8 protein-coding genes and 2 pseudogenes are annotated in these 11,291 nt (G+C 35.2%); all 10 read left to right on the top strand.

All coding sequences use genetic code 11. The features are described from left to right. Positions 1 to 66: 66 nt before the first annotated feature. Positions 67 to 381, top strand: a pseudogene (locus tag G634_RS17680) (transposase); the annotation flags it as partial. 160 nt (positions 382 to 541) lie between these two features. Further along, on the top strand, positions 542 to 1,597 hold the full coding sequence (locus G634_RS0102440) for a Fic family protein (protein WP_026503966.1): 1,056 nt from the start codon (positions 542 to 544) through the stop codon (positions 1,595 to 1,597). Between the two features lie 381 nt (positions 1,598 to 1,978). Beyond that, entirely contained in the window at positions 1,979 to 2,209 is a 231-nt protein-coding gene (locus tag G634_RS0102435) for a hypothetical protein (RefSeq protein WP_026503965.1), read from the top strand. A gap of 7 nt (positions 2,210 to 2,216) precedes the next feature. Then, positions 2,217 to 3,557, top strand: a complete 1,341-nt coding sequence (locus G634_RS0102430; RefSeq protein ID WP_026503964.1) for an ATP-binding protein — start codon at positions 2,217 to 2,219, stop codon at positions 3,555 to 3,557. Positions 3,558 to 3,848: 291 nt separating this feature from the next. Beyond that, a complete protein-coding gene (locus G634_RS0102425; RefSeq protein WP_026503963.1) occupies positions 3,849 to 4,382 on the top strand; it encodes an RNA 2'-phosphotransferase in 534 nt (177 codons plus the stop codon). A 726-nt stretch (positions 4,383 to 5,108) separates the two neighbouring features. Next, a complete protein-coding gene (locus G634_RS0102420; protein ID WP_026503962.1) occupies positions 5,109 to 6,572 on the top strand; it encodes an ATP-binding protein in 1,464 nt (487 codons plus the stop codon). A 600-nt stretch (positions 6,573 to 7,172) separates the two neighbouring features. Then, positions 7,173 to 7,463: pseudogene (locus tag G634_RS20685) on the top strand (group II intron maturase-specific domain-containing protein); the annotation flags it as partial. Between the two features lie 188 nt (positions 7,464 to 7,651). Further along, positions 7,652 to 7,825, top strand: coding sequence for a hypothetical protein (locus tag G634_RS21085; RefSeq protein WP_155830490.1), 174 nt, complete (start codon positions 7,652 to 7,654; stop codon positions 7,823 to 7,825). Continuing rightward, positions 7,806 to 8,126: a nucleotide pyrophosphohydrolase gene (locus G634_RS0102410; protein WP_026503961.1), complete on the top strand. Its 321-nt coding sequence runs from the start codon at positions 7,806 to 7,808 to the stop codon at positions 8,124 to 8,126. Before G634_RS21085 ends, G634_RS0102410 begins: the two co-directional genes overlap by 20 nt. Before the next feature lie 20 nt (positions 8,127 to 8,146). Beyond that, complete coding sequence (locus G634_RS0102405) at positions 8,147 to 11,290, top strand: DEAD/DEAH box helicase (RefSeq protein ID WP_242826749.1); 3,144 nt, start codon at positions 8,147 to 8,149, stop codon at positions 11,288 to 11,290. Position 11,291 lies beyond the last annotated feature (1 nt).

Below are 11,291 nucleotides of genomic sequence, written 5' to 3'. Positions count from 1 at the left end.
TTCATGGTAAAATTGAGTTGTCGAAAAACAATCAACCACGCCCCAAAGAAAGGAGTTGTCACCCATATGATACCATATCATCAGATGACTTTGGCCGATGTTTTTACAGAAACTCAAAAACTTTTTGAATCTGATAAACCCGAGTTTCTGAAGCTGCTCAAATCTTCCATAGATCTCAGTGAATTAATACCGTTTTCTTTCGTAAACCATTTCTATTCTTCTACGGGAAGACCACGTGCATACTCATTGACGTCTTTGCTTTGGGCTCTAATTATTCAACGGATTTTCTCCATCCCAACAGACTCTCTTCTCCTGACTTTTCTTGAATACTCCAGGGATCTTCGCGAATTCTGCGGTTTTTCCAAGGTTCCGGACGCATCCCCACTGGACCAAAAGTTGAATAACCCTATTAAAGGTACCAAAGATTAACGCCTAAGCATGCATTTATCGCCTAAAACAAGAAAGAAATAGGCGAATAATCGCCTAAACTGTTGATTATCGCCTAATATGTGATATAATTTAGGTGAAAAGGAGTGGCGCTATGCGAGAATTTAATTACGGTAAGTATAAAAATTACAAATGGGATAGTGAAATATTAGGTTTAGTCTCAGGTATACATGAATACAGAGGAAAGCAAGAGTTGTATTTAACTCAGAAACCAGCTGTTTTAGATAAGCTTGTTGAGGTTGCAAAAGTTCAAAGTACTGAGAGTTCAAATGCTATTGAGGGAATTTTTACTTCGAATACAAGATTGAATCAATTGATGCAGTCAAAAACTACACCAAGGAATCGTGATGAAGAGGAGATTGCTGGCTATCGATTTGTATTGGATATGATTCATGAAAGTTATGAGTATATTCCAATTTCTTCAAATTATATTCTTCAGTTACATCAGAATCTTTATCGTTTTACCAACAGAAGTATAGGGGGTCATTTTAAAAACAGTGATAATCACATTGTTGCCAGGGATGAGAATGGCATTGAACATGTTATATTTGAACCACTTAGTCCCTTAGAGACACCTATTGCTATTGATAGAATATGTGAAGAGTTTAATAGAGTGTCTGCTACCGAAGAAGTAGATACATTACTTTTAATACCAATATTCATTCATGATTTTTTATGTGTGCATCCTTTTAATGATGGCAATGGACGAATGAGTAGATTGTTGACAACATTGCTACTCTATAGAGCTGGTTATGTTGTGGGTAGATATGTATCTTTGGAAAAAAAGATAGCTGACTTAAAAGATTTGTATTATGACTCGCTTAACATGAGCCAAAATGGTTGGCATGAAGGAGAAGATGATCCGACTCCTTTTATCAAGTATATACTAAAGACCATAATTGCAGCTTATAAAGATTTTGAGGAGCGAATTGAAATTATTGATATAAAGGAACCTGCAATTGAACAGGTAAGAGCTGCCGTTTATAAAAAAATTGGCAAGTTTACAAAAAGTGAAATAATGGAAATGTGCCCAAAGCTAGGGCGTGCATCGGTGGAAAACTCGTTAACAGCACTTGTAAATGAGGAAGTGCTTGAACGTCGAGGACGTGGCAGGGGCACTTATTACGTAAGAAAAGATGCGCTTGTTTGATTATTGAACTTATTTGCAGTAGTAGAGATTCACTTCAAATATGCTGTGACTGAGAATTGCGAGAAATTTCTAAATGAAGTCCAAAATTAGATTAGGCAATTTTAAAAAATTCTTTCCTTACATATCGTTACGTAAAATCACGTGAAGTGGTTTTTAATGGCAAAAAATGGCACATATTAATCAATTTGGAAACGTTTCATGCAAAATAGAATAGGTAAACCTAGGAGGGGAAGATACGAGCTTGGTTTCATATATTTTTATAAATCCCCATAAAAGTTTATATATGCCGATAGCTAGGGCATTTATGATTCAGGTGTTTTCTATATAAGTTCATATAAATTCTTATATCTTTCAAAAAATTGGTACACTAAATGGTATACCTTGAAAGATTGTAACTGTTGGCATGAAGCTCTGAAACAGTATCAAAAATATAACGAAAAAGAACCTGCCGAAGAAGTTAATTCCTCGACAGGTTTTCTTTATGGAAAAATCTACGGTTATATAATCGATAAAAAGCAGAAAACTTTGAAAAAAATCGATTTTAATCATGGCATTTATTCTGATATGTGCTATAATGTAATCGATAAAAGTCAAAGTTCTTTGGAAAAATGAGGTTTGTATGGAGTATTCTAGAGAAATATATGTTAATAGATTGATTGCGCGTAAGGAGAATGGGTTAATAAAGGTAATAACAGGAGCTAGACGTTCTGGTAAATCGTATTTGATGAACGAATTGTTTTTTAAACATTTGCTGAATACAGGTATTCCAAGCAAAAATATAATTAAGTTTGCATTTGATTCGGACGAAGATATAGATTTACTTGATGCATACTTTCCTGAAGAGCCGACAAGGATTGTTATTAATCCAGATGTGTTTTATGTGAATGCTAAGAAATTTAGGGCATACATGAAGGATAGAACAAACGATGCAGAAAAATACTATTTACTATTAGATGAAGTGCAATTGCTTGATAATTTTGTTGGAACCCTTAATGGCTTATTAAGACATACTAATTACGATGTCTATGTTACAGGCTCTAATTCAAAGTTTCTATCTTCTGATATAGCAACTGAATTTAAAGGCAGGGGTTCAGTAGTCCATGTGTTGCCGTTAGCTTTTTCGGAGTATATGCAAGGGGCAGACCTTTCTCCAGAAAAGGCTTGGAGGGAATATGTTGTAACTGGTGGCATACCTCTTGTGGCACAAATGAAAAGCGAAGAAGAAAAAGCCTCATATCTGAAAGGTTTATGTGAAGAAACATATTTAAAGGATATCATTACTCACAACAAGATTAAGAAAAAAGTTGAACTTGGAGATACATTTGATATTTTGGCGTCTATGATCGGTAGTCCTGTGAATGCAAGGAAAATTACAGATACCTTTAGAAGTGTTTTGGATAAGAGTATCACTGCTGATACAATTGGTGATTATGTTGACTACTTCCAAGATGCATTTGTTGTGTCGAAGGCTAAAAAATATAATATTAAAGGCAGAAAATATATTGGTTCCCCATTCAAAATCTATTTTGAGGATATTGGTGTGAGAAATGCTAGACTCAACTTTAGGCAGATAGAAGAAACGCATATCATGGAGAACATCTTATACAATGAATTGCGTTTTAGAGGATTTAATGTTGATGTGGGAGAGCTGAACGTTAGTGAAAAAACAGACAGAGTGGATGTAAATGGTAAGGCTATATATGCACAGAAATCGCTTGAGGTCGATTTTGTAGCATCAAAAGGAAGTCAAAAAATATATATTCAATCAGCTTTGTCAATGGAATCTCCTGAAAAACAGGCACAAGAAAAAAGAAGTTTGTATTATATTAATGATTCTTTTAAGAAAATAGTCGTTGCAAAAACAGGGTTGAATCCGACGTATGATGACGATGGCGTAATGACAGTTGATTTATTCGACTTTTTGCTTAGTGATAAAATATTGGAAACAGAGGCGTTTTAACTGTTTTTTAGAAATATGTCTGGATAGTTGGTGTTTATTGACAGTAGATTATTGAGTGTTGGTCTGCTGTCTTTTTGTCTTACATTGTCTTGTTTTGTCTCGTTTTGACTTATAAAAGATATTTACACAGAAAAGCAGCTTAGATAGTATAATGTTACGGAATGTTATCTTCGCGTTATAGATTGTAAATTACAATCTGATTTCTGAACTGGTATTATTGACCATTTGCGATAGATTAAATTGTGAAATAGGCGATATAGTCGAAATTGTCGAAAGGAGAAATGAAAAAGCATGAGTAATAATGAAGTGAGTAAGTTTATTGCACTTATTCTCCGGCATAAACCAGAGACTATTGGAATATCGCTGGATGAACATGGCTGGGCAAATGTTGATGAATTGGTAGCTGGAATAAATAGAACTACGCCATTTGATTTGGAAATGCTTGAAGAAATTGTTAGTACAGATAATAAGCAAAGATATTCTTTTAATGAAGATAAAACGCTTATTAGAGCAAATCAAGGACATTCAATTCCTGTTGATGTGGAATTGGAAGGGTGTATGCCACCAGAATATTTATGGCATGGGACTGGAGAAAAATATGTTCAGTCAATTGATAAAGAGGGATTGATTCCAAAAAGCAGGCTGTATGTGCATTTATCTGTGAATATTGATACTGCGACTAAAGTAGGACAGCGACATGGAAGACCGGTAATATATAAAGTAAATGCGTTAAAAATGCATGAAGAAGGATATAAGTTTTATCTTTCTAAGAATGGAGTATGGTTAACGAAATGTGTACCAATCCAGTATTTAGAGCATATATAGTAAGGTAATAAAACAGGTTTCAAGCGTATTGATTTTGTGTTTTAGAGGTGGAGATATTCCTATTAATGTGATAATATACTTTAGGCTTTTGGTGGTTTACACCAGCCATACACCAATTCTACACCAATAATGAATGGCTATTGTTCCTTGAAAAATTAGGCTTTTTGCTTGAACGTGTTCTTTTAAGGTACACATAGTGGTGTAAAAAATGCTGATGAAATTAGTAAGCCCGTACATACGGCGGAATGGAGAAATGATATGAAACTAGGAATCGAGGCAACTAGCTCATTTCACGTGTTGTCACGCCTGGTTACATATCTTCATTTTTCCTAACAATTCCCAAATCTTAATTTTACATAATTTCACGTAAATTCACGTGAAGTAGGAAATGCTGGTACATAGCTGGCACAAATTTGGTACATAGAAGCGTCCCTACGCCATTAAAGCTTGGTAAGCCTAGGAGTGATAATTTCACCCGGGTTTTTTACATAGAACTTACATAAAAGGGCAGTTGTTCTTAATAGAATGACTGCTCTTTTTTGCCACTTGCTAATAAACGTGGGGGAGATGTTTGACGATTATTATCGGTAAACAAATACGTAATGAATTAAGTGAAGTATGCAGTGAAGCATAATGAAGTTTGCAATGAAGTGCAGTGAAGTTTTTGTTTACAACTTCATTTCCTTTTTCTATAATTCATATTATAGAGAGAATAGGAGGCTTTGTATGCGAATTGAAGAAATGTTTCCACAATATGGACTGGAAGATAAAAAGACTGAGTACAAAGGAATCATAAAAGAGGGGAAAAGCGATAATGGTAAGAGTCTTGAAGTTGGCTGGCTTAAAACAATTGTTGCTTTTGCTAATACGGATGGCGGACGTCTTTTGGTTGGAGTAGAGGATAATACGCATAAAATTGTTGCTTTAGATAAGAAAACAGCTGATAAAACAATCTTAATGATTCATCGACAAATTAAAGAGCGGGTGGAGCCTGAGATTTCATATGATATAAATGGAATTGATGTGAATGTAGGAGATGGAATCAGATACATTATCGAAGTTATCGTGAAAAAAAGTAAGAATCTGCCTGTTACTTTGCATGAGGACGGATTACTTGGAATCTATGTGAGAAACTTCGGACGTACGGATATTGCGTCATCAGAGCAGATTAAAGATCTTATTTTGCTTAGTGATAATATTCCTTTTGATACTGCTAAAACTGATATTCTGTACAGTGAGAATAATTATAAAAAACTGCATGTAGTTGCAGAGGAAAGAAAAACAAAGATAACTGAAAAGGAATTGATTTCAAAAAGTGCGATTACTGAAGATAAATTGGTTACAAAGGGTATGCAATTATTTGCGGATGATTATGATGGTCTAAGAACAAAGGTTGTTGCTACTGTTTGGCCGGGATTAACAAAAGGAGGATCAATTGTTACAGCGTCAGAAGAGTATACCGGAAATCTGTTATCGGTTTTAGAAAAAACAATTAGTTTTATAAGTGCACATTCTGCAAATGGTTTCAAAAAAATGGATACAAAAACTGTACCATATATCTCGTTTCCAGCTCGTGCTGTGACTGAAGGTGTTGTGAATGCTATAGGCCATAGAAACTATTACATGTATGGGACTCAAATAGAAGTAAACATATTTCCAGATCGCTTAGAAATTACATCTCCTGGAGCTCTTCTTGGTGTAAGAGAATTATATAAAGAAAAGAACATTGCATCTATTATTCCGCGTAGAAGAAATGAAGTAATATGCAATATTCTTGAAATGTGTAAGTACATGGAGAAAAAAGGTTCTGGATTTGATTTTATAGAAGAAGATTATGCAAAAGCTGGCGAGGAATTTGCACCATTTATTACTGCTGATGCCAATTCGTTTACATTAACGCTTCCGGATTTGACGTTTGAAAAAGGAGTAATAGATATTACAGCAGATTCTCCGAATGTGTATGTTGAGGAAATACTGGAAGGAAAGAATGATTTAAGAATTCTTTCATATTGCTACAACAATAAACGTACAGTGAAAGAAATAGCATCCAATATAGGTGTTACTCCTTCAACTTATTTTAGAAGTAGGGTTATTGATAGATTGGTTGCAAAGGGAATGCTATTAGAGATAAAGCAAGCGCCAGCTAATCTGTACACATCTAATTTGGAAAAAGTGAAAATTAAACTTTGATAGATACATCCAGATGTGGAAGATTTTAGCAAACTTAAATTGCTTCCAACAATTGATACAATTGTTGGAGAGGTGGAATTTGATGAGCTGAGAAAAAATATGATTCATTTGATAAATTGTTAAAGTTTCTGGAAAGATAAACTTCCCAAAATCTCATGATTCATCAAAAAAATGCTTATTTCTTTCATACAGTCTCCATAGCAAAAAAATGGTGTGGGACACCCACACCGTATCGTTGGACCCGGGTCTTACGACCAGCCCCAGTAGTATCATGTACTACCTTGTACATGTATATTAACGTGTTTCGCCGATAAAAACAATGGATTTAACATATATTTAAGTATTTTGAATATTACATAGAGCAGTTATCTCAAACGAGGTAGCTGCTTTTTTTGCGCTCATTTTGAGCCTGAAACTATTTACTTTCAGAAGGAGGTAGGCGATGAACTACGAAGAATTCAAAGACAAGGTAGTAGGGTGTCCCCGATAAACCATTTATCCTCTCATTTTAGCTTAATAATGAGGTTGGAAAACTGAATGATAAATATTTTTATATATCCAACAATTACATTGTAGTAGGCGTCTGCTAAGACATTCAGAGACAAGGTCAAAGCATTAGAAATCCATAAGAGAACGGGCTGTAAAATCAACATGATTGCGGAACTTCTTAACCCCATGCTAAGAGGCTGGACTAATTACTTTGGGAAGTTTAATCCCTCAGCTATGAAATATACGTTACAATGCGTAGAGCGTAGATTGGTTAAATGGGCAATGTGCAAATATAAGAATTTCCGTGGGCATAGACGTAGAGCTGAAAAATGGCTCTCGTCTGTGAGAAAACGAGAGCCTAGGTTATTTGCTCATTGGAGCTATATGTATTCGTATTGTTAAATGATAAGAGCCGTATGAAGGGAGATCTTCACGTACGGTTCCGTGAGAAGTTTGGGGTGAAACTCCCCTTACTTACTCGACTGAGAGGTCGGGAAAATGTATTTAATTTTCCCTCCTACTCGATTACCCATTATCCGTTACTGATGTGTTAAAATATGTATAATAAGCATATTTGGAGATTATGATGTATGGGGCTTTTGGACAAACTATTTGGAAATAGACAACAGGATATCGATTACCAGATAGGTGATGCTGTCTTAAGAAACGATGCTCGAAATGAAAGAGCAAATCGTTTGCTTGAGTACGGTAAGTTTCTTTATGCCCTAAATGCCGAGGATACTAATGAATCAGGAAACAATTAATCGAATTAGAAAATTTACAGAAGATCGAGACTGGAACCAGTTCCATTCACCGGCTAATCTGGCAAAGTCTATAGTGATTGAAGCGGCAGAATTATTGGAGTGTTTTCAGTGGTCTGAAGAAGAATATGACTTGGAGCATGTTAAAGAGGAGCTTGCTGATGTCATGGTTTACTGTCAGAATCTTGCAGATAAGCTTGGACTCGATCCAGATGAAATCGTAAATATGAAGATGGCGCAGAACGAGGCGAAGTATCCGGTAGAAAAAGCAAAAGGAAGTGCAGCGAAGTACGATCAATTATAAAAGATTCATGTGGAGGCATTATGAAACCTGGGTTATATGAGCAAATTATAAATGGACAACTTAATAGTGAGCTTGAGCTGCTTCCAGAAGAATGTAAGTATAAGGAAAAAGTTGATTCAGCCGAAGCTTCAAGAGTTTTGTCTACATATGTTGCTGAACTCTTAAAGAAAAAAATGGATGAAATATATGAGAATTCAGGGGATGATGCGCTCAGTAACCAGATTGAGTATATTAATAGTGTTATTGGGATGGTTGATTCGGAATCAAAAAATCAGCTTATGATTGGATCGGAAGGCGACCAGTTATTGACCTTGCTAAATGAGAATGATGAGAGAATATTGCTGGGAAAGAAAGCAAAAGATATTAATCGACCTGAGACATCTATAGCATATAGTAGTTTATTTACCGGTGCAGTAAGAGAACCTCAAATGCTTACCGAACTGAAAAAAGAAATAGTATCGGCAAATAAAATTGATATGTTGGTTTCATTTATTAAGTGGAGTGGCCTGAGAGAACTTCTTGAAGAATTAAAAGAGTTTACAAGTAACGGGGGACAGTTGCGAGTTATCTGTACCTCATACATGGGGGCAACTGATGTAAAAGCGGTTGAGGAACTATCCAAATTAATCAACACTGAGATTAAAATTTCATATGATACAAAGAGAACTCGTCTTCATGCTAAGTCATATATGTTTTACAGAGACACTGGATTTACAACCGCGTATATTGGATCGTCAAATATGTCTAATGCTGCCCTTACAAGTGGCTTAGAATGGAATGTAAAAGCGGCAGAAAAGGATATGGCGGCAACAATAGAAAAGGTTGCAGCTACATTTGAGAGTTATTGGAATGATAGAGAATTTGAGACTTATGACGAATCTCAAAAAACTAGGTTAATCCAAGCTTTGAAAAATGAAAAATATATTGGGGAAGGTGAGGGACGAAGATTTGTATTTGATATCAGGCCGTATTCTTATCAGCAGGAAATTCTAGATAAGCTTGATGCCGAAAGAAAAATATTAGGCTATACAAGAAACTTGGTAGTTGCGGCGACTGGATGTGGTAAGACGGTTATATCAGCATTTGACTATGCAAGATTTTGTCAGGAAAATCCCGGCAAGAAGAATAGACTGCTATTTGTTGCACATAGAGAAGAAATTCTAGAGCAGAGTATAGAAACTTTCAGAGGAGTTTTAAAGGATTTAAATTTTGGCGATTTATGGGTTGGTAATCATAAGCCTGAAACATTGGATTATTTGTTTGTATCAATACAGACATTGAATTCAAGAAAAATATATGATGAATTGGTAGAAGACTATTATGATTTCATAGTGGTTGATGAATTTCATCATGCCACAGCACCAATTTATAAAGAACCATTAGCTAAGTTTAACCCTCAAATACTATTAGGGCTAACTGCAACGCCAGAACGCATGGATGGGGAAGATATTCTTCAATATTTTAGTGGTCGAATTGCAGCAGAAATACGTTTGCCTGAGGCAATTGATAGAAAATTGTTGTGTCCGTTTCAGTATTTTGGAGTATCAGATACTGTAGATTTATCGGATGTAAAATGGGCTCGAGGAGGATATGACAGGCATGAGTTAAGTGATATTCTTTCTTTGAGTGGTGCAATTGCGACCAAAAGAGCAAAACATGTAGTTGAAAATGTTGTGAAATATACAGCATCTATTGATGAAATGAAAGCTTTGGGATTCTGCGTATCGAAAGAACATGCAAAATTCATGGCAAATTTCTTTAATGATAATGGAATTTCATCTTTAGAATTAGATTCAGATTCGAGTAAGGAAGCTAGAGCTACAGCTAAGAAACGATTGGAGGCAGGAGAACTAAAAGTAATTTTTGTGGTTGATTTGTACAACGAGGGTGTTGATATTACGTCTGTAAATACTGTCTTGTTTTTGCGCCCGACAGAATCGCTTACTATCTTTTTACAACAGTTGGGAAGAGGTTTACGATTAGACGATAGCAAAGATTGCTTGACAGTTCTTGATTTTATTGGACAGGCTAATAAAAAATATAATTACGAAGAAAAATTTAATGCACTATTATCGAACACAAAGCATAGCGTAGAATATGAATTAAAGAAAGGCTTTGTATCTGTCCCAAAGGGATGCTATATACATCTAGAAAAGAAGGCAAGAGAATATGTTCTTCAGAATATAAAATGTTCAATTGAAACTAGAAACGGTATTGTAAGTAAAATAGCTACATTTACTGATGACACTGGGAAAGAACTCACAATGGCCAATTTCCTTAAACATTATCGAATGGATCCAAGGGCCATATATAAAAAGGATAATTTCTCTAGACTTTGTGTAAATGCCGGCGTGATGGAGGATTTTAATGAGTCCTCAGAAAAAGATATAACAAAGGCATTATCAAGATTAGCATCAATTGATTCAAGACGACTAATTAGTTTTGTGATTGGTTTGTTGGAAGATATTGATAATATGGACTTTAGCAAGTTAACAGAGATCGAGAAACGAATGCTTCAAATGTTTTATGTAACAGTTTGGATGGATGTGATTGATTTTGTATCTCCAGAAAAAGCTTATGCAAACATTGGGAATCTGGCTTCAAGTCCTGTGTTGCTGAAAGAAATGAAAGAGCTACTTAGCTATCTATATGAAAATATTGATTTTATTGATAAGAGTATGGACTTCAAATTTGATTGCCCAATAGATTTGCATTGTACATATTCAAGAGATCAGTTATTGGTAGCACTTGATTATTTGAAACCGACGACTGTTAGAGAAGGTGTCAAGTGGTTACCGGAAAAGAAAATAGATGTGTTATTTGTTACGTTGAATAAGTCGGATAAGGATTACTCTCCAACTACAATGTACAACGATTTTTCTATTAATGAGACATTGTTCCATTGGCAGAGCCAGAGCACTACAAGTGGTCATTCATCTACAGGCCAACGATATATTCATCATAGATCAATGGGAAGTAAGGTTCTTTTATGTGTTAGAGAGGCAAAAAAAGATGCTTGGGGGAATACTGCGTCCTATTGCGTCTTAGGATTCGTTGATTATGTAAAGCATACAGGTAGTAATCCTATGAATATTACCTGGGAATTAGAAGAAGCAATTCCAGCAAAATATATTAAGCAAACGAAGAAGCTAATTGTAAGCTAAA

This window comes from Butyrivibrio sp. NC3005 (genome assembly GCF_000424545.1).
GTDB lineage: Bacteria > Bacillota > Clostridia > Lachnospirales > Lachnospiraceae > Butyrivibrio.
This window is presented reverse-complemented; position numbering and strand designations above follow the sequence as displayed.